Annotated in this window: 17 protein-coding genes; 10 read left to right on the forward strand and 7 right to left on the reverse strand. The window is 42.5% G+C overall.

Translation table 11 applies throughout. The features are described 5' to 3' along the window. Positions 1–108 precede the first annotated feature (108 nt). Entirely contained in the window at positions 109–1,326 is a 1,218-nt protein-coding gene (locus MKX59_RS04465; RefSeq protein ID WP_023990410.1) for a macrolide family glycosyltransferase, read from the forward strand. Between the two features lie 7 nt (positions 1,327–1,333). On the opposite strand, the gene MKX59_RS04470 is transcribed toward MKX59_RS04465, so the two are convergent. Beyond that, complete coding sequence (locus tag MKX59_RS04470; RefSeq protein ID WP_023990409.1) at positions 1,334–2,560, reverse strand: sugar efflux transporter; 1,227 nt, start codon at positions 2,558–2,560, stop codon at positions 1,334–1,336. Positions 2,561–2,804: 244 nt separating this feature from the next. Here MKX59_RS04470 and tnpA point away from each other — a divergent pair, with 244 nt between their 5' ends. Together tnpA and tnpB are read left to right on the forward strand one after the other, a co-directional pair. Then, positions 2,805–2,942, forward strand: a complete 138-nt coding sequence (gene tnpA / locus MKX59_RS27570) for an IS66 family insertion sequence element accessory protein TnpA (protein WP_397344732.1) — start codon at positions 2,805–2,807, stop codon at positions 2,940–2,942. 215 nt (positions 2,943–3,157) lie between these two features. After that, positions 3,158–3,409 carry an IS66 family insertion sequence element accessory protein TnpB gene (tnpB, locus tag MKX59_RS04475; RefSeq protein ID WP_071558214.1) on the forward strand — a complete coding sequence of 84 codons (252 nt, stop codon included), beginning with the start codon at positions 3,158–3,160 and terminating at the stop codon, positions 3,407–3,409. 196 nt (positions 3,410–3,605) lie between these two features. Here tnpB and MKX59_RS04480 read toward each other — a convergent pair whose 3' ends face one another. Then, the gene (locus MKX59_RS04480; protein ID WP_023990408.1) at positions 3,606–5,111 is read right to left on the reverse strand and encodes an alpha/beta hydrolase family protein; all 1,506 of its coding nucleotides are present in this window, start codon (positions 5,109–5,111) and stop codon (positions 3,606–3,608) included. Between the two features lie 430 nt (positions 5,112–5,541). Further along, the gene (locus MKX59_RS04485; RefSeq protein ID WP_023990407.1) at positions 5,542–6,315 is read right to left on the reverse strand and encodes an alpha/beta fold hydrolase; all 774 of its coding nucleotides are present in this window, start codon (positions 6,313–6,315) and stop codon (positions 5,542–5,544) included. A gap of 185 nt (positions 6,316–6,500) precedes the next feature. On the opposite strand from MKX59_RS04485, the gene MKX59_RS04490 reads away from it, so the two are divergent. From MKX59_RS04490 to MKX59_RS04500, 3 genes are all read left to right on the forward strand, one after another. Next, the gene (locus tag MKX59_RS04490) at positions 6,501–8,093 is read left to right on the forward strand and encodes an alkaline phosphatase family protein (protein WP_103744680.1); all 1,593 of its coding nucleotides are present in this window, start codon (positions 6,501–6,503) and stop codon (positions 8,091–8,093) included. Between the two features lie 80 nt (positions 8,094–8,173). Then, positions 8,174–8,527, forward strand: a complete 354-nt coding sequence (locus MKX59_RS04495) for an ArsR/SmtB family transcription factor (protein ID WP_023990405.1) — start codon at positions 8,174–8,176, stop codon at positions 8,525–8,527. An 88-nt stretch (positions 8,528–8,615) separates the two neighbouring features. After that, positions 8,616–9,905, forward strand: coding sequence for an arsenical efflux pump membrane protein ArsB (locus tag MKX59_RS04500; RefSeq protein WP_023990404.1), 1,290 nt, complete (start codon positions 8,616–8,618; stop codon positions 9,903–9,905). 30 nt (positions 9,906–9,935) lie between these two features. On the opposite strand, the gene MKX59_RS04505 is transcribed toward MKX59_RS04500, so the two are convergent. After that, positions 9,936–10,331: a winged helix-turn-helix transcriptional regulator gene (locus MKX59_RS04505; protein ID WP_023990403.1), complete on the reverse strand. Its 396-nt coding sequence runs from the start codon at positions 10,329–10,331 to the stop codon at positions 9,936–9,938. Positions 10,332–10,490: 159 nt separating this feature from the next. On the opposite strand from MKX59_RS04505, the gene MKX59_RS04510 reads away from it, so the two are divergent. Beyond that, a complete protein-coding gene (locus tag MKX59_RS04510) occupies positions 10,491–11,051 on the forward strand; it encodes an NAD(P)H oxidoreductase (protein WP_023990402.1) in 561 nt (186 codons plus the stop codon). Positions 11,052–11,173: 122 nt separating this feature from the next. On the opposite strand, the gene MKX59_RS04515 is transcribed toward MKX59_RS04510, so the two are convergent. The 3 genes from MKX59_RS04515 to MKX59_RS04525 form a co-directional block, all read right to left on the reverse strand. Then, a complete protein-coding gene (locus MKX59_RS04515) occupies positions 11,174–12,424 on the reverse strand; it encodes an ABC transporter permease (protein ID WP_023990401.1) in 1,251 nt (416 codons plus the stop codon). Further along, positions 12,408–13,727, reverse strand: a complete 1,320-nt coding sequence (locus MKX59_RS04520; protein WP_023990400.1) for an HlyD family secretion protein — start codon at positions 13,725–13,727, stop codon at positions 12,408–12,410. Before MKX59_RS04520 ends, MKX59_RS04515 begins: the two co-directional genes overlap by 17 nt. Before the next feature lie 134 nt (positions 13,728–13,861). Further along, complete coding sequence (locus MKX59_RS04525) at positions 13,862–14,395, reverse strand: MarR family winged helix-turn-helix transcriptional regulator (RefSeq protein ID WP_023990399.1); 534 nt, start codon at positions 14,393–14,395, stop codon at positions 13,862–13,864. Between the two features lie 335 nt (positions 14,396–14,730). Between MKX59_RS04525 and MKX59_RS04530 the strand changes: the two genes are divergently transcribed. The 3 genes from MKX59_RS04530 (at position 14,731) to MKX59_RS04540 (ending at position 17,218) form a co-directional block, all read left to right on the forward strand. Continuing rightward, entirely contained in the window at positions 14,731–15,297 is a 567-nt protein-coding gene (locus MKX59_RS04530) for a helix-turn-helix domain-containing protein (RefSeq protein WP_023990398.1), read from the forward strand. Between the two features lie 251 nt (positions 15,298–15,548). Next, positions 15,549–16,784 (forward strand): CynX/NimT family MFS transporter, encoded by a 1,236-nt coding sequence (locus MKX59_RS04535; protein ID WP_023990397.1) that lies wholly within the window; start codon positions 15,549–15,551, stop codon positions 16,782–16,784. A 2-nt stretch (positions 16,785–16,786) separates the two neighbouring features. Further along, complete coding sequence (locus MKX59_RS04540) at positions 16,787–17,218, forward strand: universal stress protein (RefSeq protein WP_023990396.1); 432 nt, start codon at positions 16,787–16,789, stop codon at positions 17,216–17,218. Positions 17,219–17,429 lie beyond the last annotated feature (211 nt).

The following is a 17,429-nucleotide window of genomic DNA, read 5'->3' on the forward strand; positions in this document are numbered from 1 at the left end:
TACTTAATTTTCGGTGTTGAAAATACTTGTTTATATGGTAAATGTTTGCTATGTTAAAAGTGCATTTATTTCAAATTGTAATTTATTATTGATTTGGAGGTGTAAGGTATGGCACGTGTGTTAGTAGTGATCACGCCTGCTGAAGGCCATGTTAATCCGACACTAGGATTAGTGAAAAGGTTGGTAGACAGTGGGGAGGATGTTGACTATGTGTGTACGGAAGAATATCGTACGAGAATTCAACAGACAGGAGCACAGATGATCACCTACCCTTTTGTTGATGATGCTTTTTCTAAAGACTCTGATTTAAAGCCAGCAGAATACAAACATCATTATCAATTTGTGTACATGATGGTAAAAGGTATGATTCTTCCGATTATTCCAGAGGTTTTGAGAGTTATTGAAAACAGAACCTATGATTATTTAATCTATGATTCTTTGATGGGCTGGGGAGGCACGATTATTGCACAGAAGCTAGGAATCCCTGCTGTGTGCTCTATCGCTTCTTTTGCTTTCGTAGAGCCGTTGGGATCGGGACAAGGCATGAATGACAATGATCCGGAGGTAAAAAAGTTGTACACGGCTACGATGCAAATAACGCATCAACTAGCTAATGAGCTTCAGGTTGACGCTCCGGCTATAGAAGAGATTGCTCCTCATGGCGGGCGCTTAAGAATAGTTTATACAAGCCGCTATTTTCAACCGCAAGCCGAAAAACTGGATCACAGTTTTATTTTTACAGGTCCTTCTATTGTACCGCGTAAAGATGCTCCATCTTTCCCGTTCGAACAACTTCGTGTTCTGCATCCACAGGCGGTTTACATTTCAATGGGTACTATATTGAATAAAGACTTGGAATTTTATAAGCTTTGTTTTGCAGCATTTCGCGATTTGCCGGTGCAGTTTGTGCTGTCTTCAGGCAATTATACAGACATGGAGCCATTGGCCCCGTGTATCCCTGACAATTTTATAATCAAGCCTTATATTCCGCAATTGGAAATGCTTCAGCATGTGGACGCTTTTGTTACACATGCGGGGATGAACAGTACAAGTGAAGCCCTATATTACAATGTACCGCAGGTCATGATTCCTTTAACATCGGATCAGCCGATCGTAGCCAGTCGGGTGCAGGAACTGGGAGCGGGTGTTGTTGTGGATAAAAATGAGCTTACACCCGCTAGTTTGAGAGCTGCCTTATTAGAGGTATTGAGTCATCCAACCTATAAAGAACAGGCTCATGTGATCGGCGAATCATTACGCCAGGCTGGTGGGTATAGACATGCTGCAGATACAATTATGAGTCATTTCTCCACCATAGAAAAATAAGCGCAGTCTATATACTGTGATTCCTTTCTTTTAAAGCAGCAGATTTTTCAAACTCTAATTTCTTCGAAATTGCCAGGAGACCAAGGGAGCAGATGATTAGGGCCAAACATACCCAATAGGTGTTTCGGTAACCAATCCATTGAGCGGTTAATCCGCCCATCAAGCTCCCTACCAGTCTTCCGATGGTTGTCGCATTGGAATATAGCGTCGATGCGTACCCTGGAAGAGAGGGCAACAAATCCTGCATGTAACTAATGCCAATGGCAGAAATCACTGCAACAAAGAAGGCTAGAAGAAGTTGCCCCACGAATAGCTGCCACATCTCCGTAGACATAATAACAAGGATATAATAGACAACTCCTGTTAATGCCCCTAAAAATACAAGCAAACGGTTGGAGTATTTAGCTGCTAGTACGCCTAGCATGAGCATCAATGGGATTTCTAAAATGGCGCAAATACTGGATACTAGAGCAACGTCACTCGTGTCACCTTTTAAATTGTGAATGATGAACAAAGAAATATTTAAACTGTTCATCCAGTGAGACGTATAGAGCAGAGTAAGAACTAAAAAGGGGATCAGAATCTCAATATTTTTATGTAATGTAATGTTATGAAGTGAAAGTTGATTCTTATGTTTAAGCTGAGCGGGAGGCTGCTGGATAAAAAAGAATAAAAGAACAGCAATAAGAACAAAAATAGAGGTCGTTCCCATAAAGATACCCTTAAAGCCCGTATGTGCAATCAAAAAGGAACCAAAAAGCGGCCCGGTAATAAAGCCAAGAGAAAACATAGACCGAAGCGTTGAATTAGCAAAGGCGTGATCCGCAGATTTACTGCGATCTACTGCTTCACGTGCACTGGCAAATAACTGCGGCATCCCAGGAGCACCAATGGCCGTAAAGATCGTCATATAAACAAAAAGTACATAAAAATTTTGGATTACAAGATATCCTGCAAATGCTACGGCATTAAATAACGTACAAATCACCAAAATTTGTTTACGATCTAATCCGGTATCAGAACGTTTGGCAATCAGAGAGCTTATCCATATGCCACAAATCAAAGTCACCGCTGTAAACACACCAAAGGTTCCCACAGATACGCCAAGTGTACTTGTAAAATATACAGCTAAAAAAGGTGCGCTGATGGATATAGCCATGCCTTGCAATAACATGCAGATCATGAACAATGGGTAGTTAGGGATAACGAAAAGATTTTGAATACGCTTTAGCATTTCTTTTTTACACCCCTTCGGATTTAGTAGCAGAAACATTTCTATCCTTCCTAAACTATATATGATTTTAGTATAAAATGTATATTTACATGGTGTGAAATATTATATATTATTTTTCACTTTGAGGACCAGGTCAATATACAGGCAAAGATACAGTAACAGGCTAAGAGTCAAACTCTCCATACCTTCAACTACTAACCTAGCTATGAGATCATGAGATTAACCTGAATACGGAGGGTAACTCATGAATGCCAAAGAACAACGCAGACAAGATTGGCACACACGTATCGCAGCCTATCGGGCAAGTGGCCTCACGATGAAAGCTTGGTGCTCCGCAAATCATTGTTCTGTCGAACAATTGAAATATTGCTGTACAAAATAAAGCGGTATCATCCTCAGCTACTCCAGATCCAAAGACTTCTCCCGTACAGTTTGTACCTCTTGCCACTGTAGATCCACCTGGCAGCGTTTCTCCTTCTCTAATCCTTCATATCGGTGAAGCCAGTATCGAGCTTCATTCCCGCTTTGACCCAATGCTTTTGCGCGAAGTGATTCACGCGCTTACTTCACCATGCTGACCTTTCCAAGCATCAGCGTGTGTTTCTTGCTTGTGGTTCCACCGATCTGCGCAAGTCGATCGACGGACTTGCTGCCATCGTTCAGGAAAGCTTTGGTCTGAATCCGTTCTCCTCCGGCTTATTCGTATTCTGTAACCGGGCATGCAACAAGCTCAAAATTCTATATTGGGATCACAATGGGTTCTGGCTTTACTATCGCAGCCTAGAACGTGGCAGATTTCAATGGCCTACAGGCAAGGAAGAAGTAGTAGCCATTTTACTAAGGTGGTAACGCTGATGTTATGTTTTTTGCTACTTCCACACGGCTGCTCTGTCCTGCTTTTAACTCCTGTATGATGGCTAGTTTCTCAATCGCATTGTATTCGTTCTTCTTAGACAAAGGAAAACTCCCCTTCAAGTAGCGGTTTATTTATTAAACCTGTCTACTTGAAGGGGAGCATATCAAAATCGGTAGCCTGTTCCGTAATTTATAATAGCGAGGTTACGAACTTCACCTCCGGAAAGCGGCTATCCGGTCCTTTCATTAAGATTCCGCCTTGATTTTTCAGATACCTATCGAAGAAATCCAGCATATAGGCATTGATAACGGAGTTCGCTCTTTCGGGCGCAATCTTTCCTGTAATGCCCAGCATTTTGAAAATCGGAGAAATGAACTGTACGTCGGCAAAATTCAAATGCTCCGTATTTTCGATATAGAGGACTTGTCCTCCTTCGTCGACCGTTTCGCGCATCCGTTCAAGCTCCAACTTTTTATCTTCCGTTACTTGATCCTCCCACTCTCTTGTTGAGCCCATATGGTTAAGCTCTGCATCCGTGTAGACCCGGTTATCCATCACCATTTTTAATTTTTCGAAATAGCTTTCCGAGTTGATGAACAAAAACGGCTTTCGCAGACCCTCTCTGTCACGCAGTCGATAAAGCCCTCCATCAAGGTCTATTCCAACCGCGATTCGCGGATCGTAAGAAGCGTCATAGGCCGTCGCTCCGCCGATGGAATGACCGAACACCCCGACATGACCAAGATCAATTCTCCCTTTTAGATGACTTGGAATCTGTCCCGATTGGATGAGCTCGAATTGGTCCAGCGCAAACGCCACATCGCCGGTTAAAACTTGTCCCAATTTGTCGCGATTTCCTCTACTCGTCTGGTAATCATGGTCGGGCGAGAATAAGTCGTTGGTTGTGCTGGTCGTGATTCGCCCGTCCGGAAACTCGGTTGCAAATGTATTGTAGGTGTGGTCGATCACTGCCACGATATATCCATGACTCGCGAGATTTTCGGCTTGCGACGTGTGGAGGTACCTGGAAGAGCCGTTGCCGGGATTCGCAAGGATCAGCGGGTATGAAGTCTGTGCCCAAGAGACTTCGGCCCCCGAATAAGCATGACTGGGTACGTACTTCAGGTGTTGAAAAGTAAACCCGGGAAGGCCATAGTCCGCGGCCATATAACGTAAAATCTGGGTTTCGGGAATAAAGGGAGCATACTTGCCGATGCCAGCTTGAGCTGGATACCATACCTGAACCATCAATTCCCTTTTGCCTGTCGTGGTTTTGCCAAATGTCTCCTCCCGGCTTGGATCGATGAAATGAAAGACTTGCGTACCTACCTTCAACTCGCCGGTTGGCGCCGGAAAGTCGAATACGGGAAACACATAGAGGAAGCACCCCGTTGCGATTAGCCCAATCACGATAAAAAGGCGGCCCAGCACCCTACGGATTCGCGAGGCAGTCCGAACGACTTTCAGCGTTATGAAAACGTCTATAAGTGAGAGCATAAGCATCAGGATCGTAAATCCGTATAAAAATAAAAGCTGAACCCTGTATCCTTCGACAAGCAAATGTATCACTAAAAAAATGGAGCCTGCTCCGCTTGTCAGGAGCAAAGCTGGTTTTCGAATACGTTGATTGATAATGAACAGGAGTGCCAACAAACAAGCACTTGAAAAGAATAGCAGCATTTCAAAAAACCTCACGCCAACTCCTCCTTAAAAATAATCCTATCAATGGATTAGTATAGAGGAGCAGCTAGGTTGATACCATTGATCTAGATGACAATTGCCTAACACTCTTGTAAGGTTGCGCGACGATGGCGCAGAAAACGGCATGTAATGTGCTGATTCCTGCCTTTCGGCCGGGGTTGTTTGTTTCACAATTGTGAAGACAGCTCAATCTCCAATCTCCGATAAAATGATTTTCAGAACTCAGCTTCTTGCTTCGTTTATGGAAGGGTTCAAAGGCGAGATTGACCGAAACACCTCGGTCAGCATCACTTCCGCTAACTTGTTAAATCATAATTCAGCATAACTTAGCCCTCATTTAGTTGAACAGGTGGGGGCTACTTGACGCTTACGTAACAGGAGTGGGATGTAGATATGTATGTGGAATTTTCCTGTAGGATTTACCTTAAAGACTGAAGCGATCTACGAACTGCTTGATCAGTTCATTCAATAATCTGGCGGCCTTCGTAGGAAGGCGATGATCAGCTTTCTTAAGGAAAACCAGCTCACTATTTGGTAATTGTTGATGCAATATTTTGGCATAGGGATGAAAGTGCTTATCTTCTTCACCATAAACGAGCAGGACAGGAAGCTGGATTTCCTTGAGCAGAGAGGTGCAGTTGTACTTCAAGCTGTAACGGTAATATTGTTCGACATTCCTGGGATTTCCCTGCTTCGCATCGTTGAATAACTTACGGAACAAAGATAGCTGTTTCGTTTGTGACCAAGCAATAGAAAGGGCAAGCGTACCGACTGCGCCGATTTTGGAAAGAGCAAGGCCCAAAGAAATTTTGTTTCTTAGTCGCCATTCGTTTACTTCCGACATTCCACTGATAACAATGCCTCCCCATGCCCGATCTGGATAAGTCAAGAGGAACTCAAGTACTATCGAGCCTCCGGTAGAATATCCACACAAAAATACTTTATCTAAGCTCATCCGGTCCATCAAATGTTTAATATCCAGGGCGATGAGAGGATAAGTAACCGTTTGTTCGGAAGGCTGACTTTTACCGTGTCCTCTGATATCAAAAGCTATAGTTCGAAAATCGGATGATAACTCTTGGAATTGGTGTGTAAAATTTAAGCTTGTGAGTACTGGAGGGTGAATGAATAGGATGGCCATTCCTTCACCAGAATCCATGTAATGCATAGAGTATTCGTTTATGTTTGTATTAGCCATGGTTATGCTCCCTCCCTGAATGGTTTGATCTTAAATTTGGCCTATTAGATCCAAAAAATTCATGGAGGCGTAACTTTAATTGCTTGTATGAAATACCTTTGTCCCGATGATCCAATACAGGAATAATATTTTTAGTACAAGAAAAAAATAAGAGGATCAAGTTTTTCTAAGAAAGGGACACATACATGGGCATGAAAAATAAAGTTACCATAGCACTAGTGCTAAGTTTATTGTTGATGATCTTGGGCTGTAGATCGGACTCCAGTCAACAGCTAAAACAACAAAGTGTGAAGTCACCTATCATAGTAAATCAAATGGGCAAAAAACCTGTCATTGTGATCTTGATTGATTCATTAATGGATAAGCCTTTGCAAGATGCGATTCAAGAAGGCCGTGCACCCGCGATGCAATATCTCCTTCATCAAGGGCAATATTTCCCGCAAGTAGTGAGTTCATTTCCCACGATGTCTGTGACAATCGACAGTACATTATTAACGGGAACGTATGCCGACCAACATCATGTGCCCGGACTCGTTTGGTACAGCGACCAAAAGAAACGCATGATTCTCTACGGCAATGGTGCCAAAGAAGCCTTGAAGATAGACCAACTGCAAGTATTCTTAGACGCAATTTACCAATTAAACCAAGTTCATTTGAATAAAAAAACGAAAACCATACATGAGGAATTGGCTGACAAAGGAAAAGAATCCGCGTCCATCAATGCTATTGTCTTCAGAGGGAAAACGAAACATGCCTTAAAAGTGCCTGACTTCATAGCGAATAGCAGCAGGGTGCCAGAAAAAATGATAGTAACAGGGCCTAAATGGTTATCTTATGCAGCTTTGGCACAATTGAATCCGAAAAATAGCTGGAATACTCCTTTGTGGAAAAAATTTGGGATGAACGACGAATTTTCCGCAAAAGATACCGCTTTTCTAATAAGCCAGAAGAAACTTCCAGACGTAACCATCACATACTTTCCAGAGAATGATAATTTAGCGCATAGAAAGGGCCCGACTCAACTGGAGGGAATCGAAAAAGCAGATCAAGCACTGCAAACTGTGTTGAATGCATATGGTTCGTGGGAACAGGCTGTAAACGATGCGATATGGGTTGTCATGGGTGACAGTGCGCAAAGCGCTGTTTATGATGATCGACAGGTTGCCACTGTTGATTTAAAGTCGCTTTTGAATCATTACCGTATTGCAAAATTAAATCAACCTGTAAGAAGTGATGACCAAATCGTGATTGCCGCTAATGAACGGATGGCCTATATCTATGCGATAAACGATAACGTAGAGCTGTCCAACGTGGCGAAGCTTTTACAGCATGAGGACAAGCTCGACATTATCGCTATGAAAGATGGTAAAAACAATATTCATGTTACAAAGGGAAAAAAGGATAAGCTGTTTTCTTATCATCCCGGTGGAAAATTCATCGATGAATATGGGCAATCGTGGACCTTGTCGGGCGAAGAGGACCTTGTGGATATTACGGTGAATAACAACCGGATCCAATATGGAAAATATCCAGACGTTTTGGCGAGGCTACACGGGGCAATGAATTCACATGAAGGAAGATATGTTGTCGTCACGGTCCAACCTGGATATGAACTCGTCGGCGAAAGTTCCCCTACTCACATCGGAGGGGGAGCTCATGGATCGCTGCATGAAAAAGATTCCCTTGTCCCATTAATTATTTCTGGAACGAATACACGCCCCAAAACACTGCGAATCGTGGATATAAAAGACTGGATTATGCAATTGGTGAACGAATAAGTATTATTCGTGCTTGATATTAAAACCGTACTACATTAGTATATAAGCATATAGTTATATAAGTGGAAGGGGGGCACACCTTGGATCAACTTGGTTATGTAGCCGATCATTTAAAGCTATTGGGGGATAAAACTCGGCTGGCCATGCTTTCCCTGCTAAGAGAGAGAGAATGGTGTGTTTGCGAATTTGTAGATATCTTTGATATGTCGCAGCCAGCAATTAGCCAACATTTGAGAAAATTAAAGTCGCAAGGGATTGTAAAAGAAGAACGACGAAGTCAGTGGGTATACTATTCCTTAAATGTAGACGACAAGCCGCATATTCAAGCTGTTCTTGAGAGTATGCCAGACTCTAAGCAGATTTTAAAATGGCTGAATAAAGAGGAGCCGATCGCATCTTGTGGACCGGATTCATCGGCTTGCTGCTCATCCTAAAGGCTGCTCCGTTTAACTCCTTGCAGGGATAAAGATGTTTTTAATATAAGTATATGTTTATAAGGTGATGTAATGGAGGTTTAAAACATTGATTTTGTTGGCATGCATTATATTCTTAGCCACTTTAGTGTTGGTGATCTGGCAGCCTAAAAATTTGTCCATCGGATGGTCTGCCTGCGGCGGTGCCATACTCGCCTTGCTGGTGGGTGTCGTCGATTTGCATGATGTTTGGGAAGTTACTCATATTGTCTGGAATGCGACACTGGCTTTTGTAGCCATTATTCTGATTTCGTTGGTGCTTGATAAAATCGGCTTCTTCGAATGGGCGGCGCTTCACATGGCACGAGCTGCGCGAGGAAGCGGAACCCGGATGTTTGTTTATGTGACCATTCTTGGCGCCGTTGTTGCTGCTTTTTTTGCGAATGACGGTGCGGCCTTAATACTGACACCGATTGTACTGGCGATGGTTCGGGCACTTAAATTGGATGAGAAAATGGTTTTTCCTTTTATCATAGCGAGCGGTTTTATTTCAGACACGACGTCGCTTCCGCTTGTGGTCAGCAACTTGGTTAATATTGTGTCAGCCGATTTCTTTGGGATCACCTTTATGGAATATGCGAGTCGCATGATTATACCTAATTTATTTTCTTTAGCAGCCAGTATAGGAGTACTGTATCTCTTTTTTCGTAAAAGGATTCCGAAAACGTTTGATGCGACACAATTAATCAGGCCTGCGGAAGCGATTAAAGATCCAAAGATGTTCCGTATGTCCTGGATCGTTCTCGCGGTTTTGTTCATTGGCTACTTTGCATGCGAATTTTTTAATATTCCCGTTTCGGTGGTGGCCGGTATTATTGCTATCTTTTTCTTATTGATGGCGCGTAGAAGCCCTGCAGTGCCGATGAAAGAAGTCATCAAGGGCGCTCCATGGGCTATCGTATTTTTCTCCATCGGAATGTATGTTGTGGTGTATGGTCTACGTAATGCCGGTTTGACGGATCTGCTGGCCCATGTGATTCAAGCGGCTGCCGATCAAGGTATGTTTGTGGCCACCATGGGCATGGGTTTTATTGCAGCGATTATCTCGTCGGTCATGAATAACATGCCTACGGTCATGATTAATGCGCTTGCCATTGATGCCACCCATGCAACCGGTATGGTCAAAGAGGCGTTGATTTATGCTAACGTGATTGGATCGGATCTGGGGCCGAAAATAACTCCGATTGGTTCATTAGCCACGTTGTTGTGGCTGCATGTGCTCCGTTCGAAAAACGTAAAAATTTCTTGGGGGACTTATTTTAAGACAGGCATTGTCTTAACCATTCCTACACTTTTTATGACCCTACTGGGCTTATACCTGTGGTTAGTCATTTCATAGGGCTATAGTATTTCAAACAAGCACGCCTCCTTAAAGAGGTGGTGCTTGTTTGGCGTTTTTTTCCCTCACAGTATACTCTTCCAGCACCTTTGTTTTATCTCCATAGATCCTATCCAAATGATCTTCTCCCCATAAGCAAAAACGATCAAGCAGATCTTTAAAATCCCATCCATATTCACTAAGCTCGTACTCCACTTTGGGTGGAACCTGGTTATAAATGATACGGTGGATGATTCCATCCTTTTCAAGCTCTCTAAGCTGTTGGGTGAGCACTTTTTGGGTGATTTTGGGAATGAGTTGACGAAGTTCGTATGTACGTTTTCTGCCGCTGATTAAATGGTGTAGGATGATGCCTTTCCACTTTCCACTGATGACCTCCAAAGTTGCTTCGATCCCGAGCATATAGGTTTTGGCGTTGTCTTCCATAAACTTTCCCCCTCCAATTTGTAGTTCTAAAAGTACTAAGGAACCTTAAAGTACCTACGGTACAATGAAGTGCGTACTTCACACTTTTATATATATCAACCATAATAGCATCTGTAAACAGGGTACACCAATCACGAGGAGAAAGAAGGTTACGGATACATGAAAGTTCTATTGGTCGTCACGCATCCTAGAGAAGATTCACTTACCCTTGCGGTCATGAATCGTTTTGTAGAGGGATTGAAAGAGAATAAGCACGAGGTAGATATTTTGGACTTGTATCGGGATGGATACAATCCGGTATATAGCGCGGCAGATGAGCTGGATTGGAATACGCCTCATAAACAATATGCTCCTGAAACACGGAGAGAGATGGACAGAATTGCTGCTGCGGATGCTCTGGTCTTTGTGTTTCCTCTATGGTGGTACAGTGTTCCTTCCATGCTAAAAGGGTACCTGGATAAAGTGTGGAACATAGGTTTACTTGAGGAGTTCAAGACAAAACAGGCCTTGTGGCTGTGCTTGGCGGGAGGAACGAAAGAACATCTGATCAAGTATGAATATCACGATTTAGTTACTAATTATTTGAATAAAGCCATTGCTGGTTACGCAAGAGTAAGAGAGTCCAAGGTGGAGTTCTTCTATGATACTTTGTCCGAATCGAAAGAATACATTGAAGGTTTACTGGAGCACGCTTATCAATTAGGTCGGGCATATAAGTGAATTTTATTCTGATAACAATGACAATTTAATATTATTGAGAATTTTGCAAAATCCTGATTATTGAAAAAGGGTTAAGGCTCGTTAGACGGCACTTAACCCTTTTTTATTTTATAGACGAGACTCTATCCTTTTATAGGCTCATGCATAGGTGCTGATGGTGCCCCTTGCATAGATAACCCGCCGCCAGTTGAGCTTGCTGGAACAACGGGATGTGGTGATCCCTTTTCAGAAGCATTGCCAGCAGTTTGCTTGGCCAGCTTTTGTTTTTCCCACAGTGCTCTGGCGATAACCAGCATGGAGAGTACACCCACATATAGTAACAGAGAACCGAGTTCGGGAAGCATCTCTTGCAAAGGTGCACCACGCAGACCCATGGTACGAAGGAATTTGTACATCCATACAAAGGGGAAGAAATCACCGATTTGAATCGCTAAAGGTGGAAACAGTGATCTGGAAAGAACAGCCCCTGATAAAACAAAAGCAGGCATGAGTATCATCACCATTCTGCCGATGGCTATTCCTGGATGTGCAGCGCCCCATGCAACCAGGACATTGATACAAACGGTACCGAATACATACAGGACAACCGGAATTATAAAGAGAATCGGATTGGCCTCGAAACGGCCTCCTCCAAACACTTTAAGCATCCCGAGAGAGAAGATTAAGCCAGCCGTCGAAAACAGCGTATAAGGAAGCATACGCAGTAGTATGTTGAACGGATTTTGCAGCTCAGCAGCCAGCCTCTTGGAAACCCGGAGTCTAGCGACCAGAGGTAAGCTATTTATATTGAGTATCATAAAAGAGAACATACAAGTGAATGCAAGTATCGTCGTATTCTGATAGTCATTCGTTGGATTAAACAGGGAACGCACTTCCAAGGCGATACCATTGAGGGCCCCTTGGGCCTGTTCTGCGTTCATCCCGGTTTTCAACATAGCTGGAACAGACAGTTCCATATTCTCGGAAACGCTAATTTCCTGCATAGCTGTACGAATCGAAGTAATAGATTGAACATTGGTATTATCGAGAATGAGACCCACGCGGCTGGAAAGGGAACGATTGTGATTATCCTCTAAACCATGCGGCAGGGAAATAACAGCCAAATATTGCTCATGATAAAAATACTGTTCAGGGTTGTCCGTATACGAAACAATCTCAGCTACGTTCATATACGGGGAAGCATCTATTTTCTGAATGAACTCACGGCTGTAAGCTGTGTTATCTTGATCCACCACTACCACGTTAGCGTCGTTAATTTGGCTGCTTGGGAGCAACAGTGAATACCCCAGTACGGCAATCAACGGGAAGATGATAGCTATGATCGGATACTTGGAGTGAACCAGATACGACCATTCATCACGAAGAGATTTCATTTGTATTCACCTCAACTGTCATGCCTGGTAGCAAAGCTGCTTCTCTTGTTACATATACACGTACCTGGAATGTAGCGGTATCTGCTTCTCCTTTTTCACGGGACATCTTCACATTAGCGAATTGTGGTGCGGCAGTTACATAGCGTACCGTACCTTTCAGGTCCTTATTGAGACCAGAGATATGAGTTTTAATTTCTTGATTGGCCTTGAATTTCCCCGCTTGTTCTTCATTCACATAGAGATCGTAATATAAATCATTGGTTTCCAGGGTAATCACAGGAGCCCCTTGCGCCACATTTTCGCCGACTTTGGTACTAATCGAAGTAACCTTGCCATCCTGTGGTGCTTTTAACACCAGGCGTTCTTTTTTGAGCAGCAACGTTTTAAGCTGAACTTCCTGTGTGTCTTTTTGTTGCTTTAAGAGGTCAATAGCCAGCTTCTGATCTGCCAACTGTTGACGACTCTGCTGAATGGTTTCCAGTTGGGTCTTGGAACGATCGACGGACAATTGGGCACCGCGAATTTCTTCCTCGGCTTGTTTTACCGAAACGGCTGCTTGTGTCGTCTGTTCACTGGCCTGCATACGTTCTTCAGAAGTGGCACCATGAAGTAGCTTTTGAAGAGACTCTTTTTGCTGGCTCAACTGATTTGTCGCTAAAGTCAAAGAGGATTCGGCATCATCCAACGCTGCTTTGGATGCACTTCCTGCATCATAGAGTGCTTTATTACGCTTATAGTTGGTCTGAGCCGTCTGAACATTTTTGGTGGCTGAGGCTACGGCAATTCGTTGCTGCTGAACATCTTCATCCCGAGCCCCGTTATTGACCTGTTGTTCCGCAGCAGTGGCTTGACGTTCAGCCGCTTGTGCCCGCTGCAATGCGGCCTGACTTTTACTCTCAGTCACTTGAGCTTGCGCGATATCTAGCTGTGCCTGTTTTTCCTGAGTTGCTGCTCGTGTATACCCTAAATGGATGGATTGTTGTTGTTGGCTGATCTGCGTATTGAACTGGGCGATTTGTGTCCGCAGCTGCTCAATTTGCAGATCCACATCTTTGGAATCCAAAGTCATAAGGACAGTTCCTTTTTTCACCTTAGTTTCTTCTGTTACCGGGATGTTCAGGATTTTGCCTCCTACTTGTTCAAACGATACATGAATGCTATCCGCATTTAGTGTTGTGCCTTTAACAGATCGAGAAGCATTGACTTGATCTTGTCCGTTGGTCTGAAGCAGGAACCCCCCGCCGATAAGGCAGGCAATAGAAATGACAGGGATGATGAGGCTGGCGACTTGTGTGCGATTCATGAGTAATACGCTCCTTACATTCATAAAATGAGTTAAACATAGACTCGAATAAATATCCTGATATGTACATTTTATTTATTCTTTTATTTAATAATTAAAAAGTTAGTCGGCTAACTAAAACGCAAAATTAAAACTTATTCTGGTTTTGCTGCTTTATATATCTCTTTTGCTTGAGGGATGCCGCTTTCTATTTTTTGGAGTAATGTCAGGAGCAGCTCTTTTTCATCGGTGGATAGGTGGCTCATCAGTGTGGAAGTGCTTGTGAAATGTGTAGGCAGCAGTCTTTCCATCATTTCTGTTCCTTGTTCGGTCAGTTTAACAATGCTCATACGGCGGTCGGAAGGGTGTACGGATCTCATAGTAAGCCCATCGCGTTCCAGGCGGTCAAGCAGACCGGTAACGGTAGGCTTGCTAACTCCTACTTTCTCCGCAAGCTCTGTAGCCAGCAATCCTGTTTGGATGTTGCGGTACAGGAGAATTAATATTGAAAATTTTCCATGAGATATACCGAACTTCTCAAAGCCCTCAAAACTGACTTTAAAAACACTGGAAGATACTCGCATAAAAAATAGCATAGCTTCTGTCGCTCTTACATCAATCTCGGGGATACGCTTAGAAAATTCTTGCAGCGCCTCACGAGTGGGCAAGTCCCGTAAATCAAAATCCATAGGGTTCTCCTTTCTTCTTACAGTATGTTCCAATCAACAAATTAGTTAGCCGACTAATCTTAATCTATTCAAAAATGAATTTCAAGCTAAATTTTGTTAATCGTCATGTGGATTTTTCACTATATGGAGGTTGTTGTCAAAAGAAAATAAAGTATTAGACTGAAAAATAAAGTGTTAGACTGACGATGCTTCATTAAGCTAACTGGCAGATTAGTTACATAGACGTCAGAATTTTGCATAGGAGTGTAGTCCACCATCCCATACTAATTGTATGGAAAAGAGTCTAGATAAACAGTATACTAGCTATAATTGTTTTTTGTTGAGGTGCATATCAAATGGATGAAATCGATGAATCAAAACAAATTGTATTACAAATCGGCGGTGTCTTGAAAAAGTACAGAAAAGAAAAAAACATGAGCTTAGACGACTTAGCGGAATTAACGGGTGTAAGCAAACTTACTCTGGGGAATATCGAACGTGGCGATACAAATCCAACTTTGGCGATTATATGGAAAATTTCAAAAGGCATATCTTTACCGCTATTAGCTTTGTTGAAATCAGAAGACCCTGTTAGTTTGTATCGAGCAGGCGAAGGACTGCGGTTTTCTAATGATCAAAAAAATTGGATCATTGAACCGGTCTTTAAAAACGCAAGCAACGATATTGAAATGTGTCGGGCTTACTTACAGCCGAATAGCTCGTATCACCCTGAAGGTCATCATGTGAATACAACTGAAATTGCGACAGTAATGACTGGTTCCATTGAAATTCAAGTCAATGGAGAGATTTACACATTGAATCAATATGATACGATCAGTTTTCGTGCAGATTGTCCTCACTCTTATACCAATCGTACGAATAGCGAAACAGTGCTCCATATATCCTTAAAGTATGGTTTCTAAAAGTCGAAAATTCCACTTATTAAATACAACTCCGAATTCCATGACGGGAATTCAGAGTTGTATTTTTGTTTTTAGATGAGTTAATGTGTGTTATAAAATACTTATTGTTAAAAATAATATATTATAAAATAATTATTGTTAAAAATAATATATTATAATATACTTTTATTGTTCGCGCGGATGTTATTTCATAGTTTTTCAATCAGCAGGAAACAAATTTTACGTATGAATTTAGTAAGGAGAAATGAAGAATGTCGAACAAACAAAATATAAAAGCCGTACCATCCTCTATAGGACTGATAATTCTCGGCATTATTATTATTGCAGCTAATTTACGTGCTCCCTTAACCTCAGTCGGTCCTTTAGTGAGTCTCATAAGGGATGACGTTCGTATTTCAAATACAGTAGCAGGCCTGATAACAACGCTACCTTTGCTTGCCTTTGCTTTATTATCACCTCTAGTACCCAAATTTGGACGAAGGTATGGGATTGAACGTATCATTTTGATTGCCCTAATCTTTCTGACTGTTGGCATTGTAATACGTTCTTTATCTGGCGCAGCTAATCTATATATTGGGACAGCAATTCTTGGATTCGCAATTGCCGTATGTAATGTATTATTGCCAAGTTTAATCAAAAGGGATATCCCAAATAAAATTGGCTCCATGACAGGTGTTTACTCAATTTCAATGAGTTTATTTGGAGCAATCGCATCGGGAATCAGTGTACCGCTAGCCGTGAACGCAGGTCTAAAATGGCAGGGAGCATTGGGAATATGGGGGATTCTAAGCTTTGTATCGATTCTCTGTTGGTTACCTCAATTAAGAAATCAAACGAAGCAAACAACCACGACGAGTCAACAGATGGCCAGCAACGATGTGAATGTTTGGCGATCCCCTCTTGCCTGGCAAGTAACCTTGTTTATGGGTATACAGTCCATGGTTTTCTATGTGTTGATCGCATGGTTGCCTGAAATTTTAAAGCAGCAAGGAATTGGCTCAAACCAATCAGGATGGTACCTCTCGATAATGCAGTTAGCTCTGCTTCCATTTACCTTTATTGTCCCCGTTATTGCTGGGCGCATGTCTAGCCAACGTTTGTTAGTGGTCATCACAATCATTTTGCTTTTAACGGGAACGCTCGGACTTCTATACGGAAGCTCCAATATCATTCTGTTGTGGATTATAATACTCGGAATTGGTGGAGGCTGCGCCTTTAGTTTGTCCATGATGTTTTTCGGTTTACGTACTGAAAATGCGCATCAAGCAGCGGAACTGTCTGGCATGGCGCAATCGATCGGATATCTTCTTGCCGCAATCGGTCCTGCCCTTATAGGATTTCTGCATGATGCGACAAATAGTTGGAATCTGCCACTTTTCATTCTGCTTGGCGCTTCGGTCTTACTCTTTTTAGTCGGTATAGGAGCAGCAAGAAACCGTTTTGTAGGTAGCCGAAATAGTTACGAGCTGCCACGGAAAGGACGATAAATATGTTTGACAAAATTATTGTGGCAATTGATAAAGCTGAAATAACGAACAAACTCCTCGATGCAACCGTTGAAATAGCTCGAAACAAACAAACTCAAGTTACCTTGGTTAATGTCAGCCAGGAATATGTATCGAATGGCATGACATATTTACCAGGGCATTTCTTGGAAGAAATATTGAACGAAATGGAGAAAGCGAGTTTGGAACAGTTGCAACAAGCCAAATCCAAATTAGAATCTGCGGGGATTAACCCGGAAACACTTCATCTTAAGGGAGATCCTGCACATGAAATATTAAATTATGCAAGAGATTCCAAGCAGCAACTCATTATTATTGGAAGCCGTGGGCTAAGTGGCATAAAAGAAATGATGCTTGGAAGTGTCAGCCACAAGGTTTCACAGCTATCAAGTTGCCCAGTCCTCATTGTGCATTAACTCCTTCGGGAACCGTAAAGATGATGCATTGTTATACTAACGGAGAACTTTAGTTCAATAAAACAGCGACAGTCTAGGACTTTATTTTCTCGTCCACGGCTGCCGCTGTTTTTATAGCTGGGGCCAGTCTAATACTTTTTTTACGAGATCTGACGGTTTTATAATTCGAAATGTCGCGTGGGACCAACATATCCAGTCTAGTACTTTATTT

The organism is Paenibacillus sp. FSL R7-0340 (assembly GCF_038002205.1).
In the GTDB taxonomy this organism is placed as follows: Bacteria; Bacillota; Bacilli; order Paenibacillales; family Paenibacillaceae; genus Paenibacillus; species Paenibacillus polymyxa_B.